Annotated in this window: 1 protein-coding gene and 1 pseudogene; one reads left to right on the top strand and one right to left on the bottom strand. The window is 69.9% G+C overall.

What is annotated here, in order from left to right:
• The first annotated feature begins 63 nt into the window (after nucleotides 1–63).
• Nucleotides 64–366, top strand: a complete 303-nt coding sequence (locus CCN72_RS37035; protein ID WP_037651279.1) for a ferredoxin — start codon at nucleotides 64–66, stop codon at nucleotides 364–366.
• Between the two features lie 27 nt (nucleotides 367–393).
• On the opposite strand, the pseudogene CCN72_RS37040 reads toward CCN72_RS37035, so the two are convergent.
• Nucleotides 394–721: pseudogene (locus tag CCN72_RS37040) on the bottom strand (hypothetical protein); the annotation flags it as partial.

Genomic DNA, 721 nt, shown 5'->3' on the forward strand with positions numbered 1-721 from the left:
CTCCAGCGCCTCACCGGCCGGTGTGTGCCGTGCGGGGGGTGCGGCGTACCGATGTCAGGAGAGGTGACCGTGCAGCAGGAGGCCCCGGCCGGTGAGGCGCTGGAGGTGTGGATCGACCAGGACCTGTGTACCGGCGATGGGATCTGTGTCCAGTACGCCCCGGAGGTGTTCGAGCTGGACATCGACGGTCTGGCCTATGTGAAGGGCGCGGACGACGAGCTGCTCCAGGAGGCGGGGGCGGTGACGCCGGTGCCGTTGCCGTTGCTCACGGATGTGGTGGATTCGGCCAGGGAGTGTCCTGGTGAGTGCATCCATGTGCGCAGGGTTTTGGACAGGGTGGAGGTTTATGGTCCGGACGCGGATTGAGCCGCGTTTTTCGGACGTGGGCGTCGTTCAGACGCTGTGGGCCCCGGCCGGGGTGGTGCGCAGGAAGGCTTTGCCGTTCCAGTGCCATGCGGCCGGGGTTTTCGTGTCCGGGCAGCAGCGGGGTACGGCGTCGGAGGAGTAGCCGAGCAGGGTGGCGCTGACGGTGCCGTTGTGCAGGGCGAAGTCGGTGACGGTGAGCCGGTCCTTGGGGTCGACGAGGGTGGCGACGACGCGGGGGGTGTGGCCGTCGGCGGCGCGGGTGAGGACGTAGACGCCGTCGGGCGGGGTGCCCATGGCGCTGTCGCAGTGGACGACGGCGGCGGTTTCGGGCCGGCCGTCGCCGTCGAGGTCGCCG

The organism is Streptomyces murinus, assembly GCF_002154555.1.
GTDB lineage: Bacteria > Actinomycetota > Actinomycetes > Streptomycetales > Streptomycetaceae > Streptomyces > Streptomyces murinus.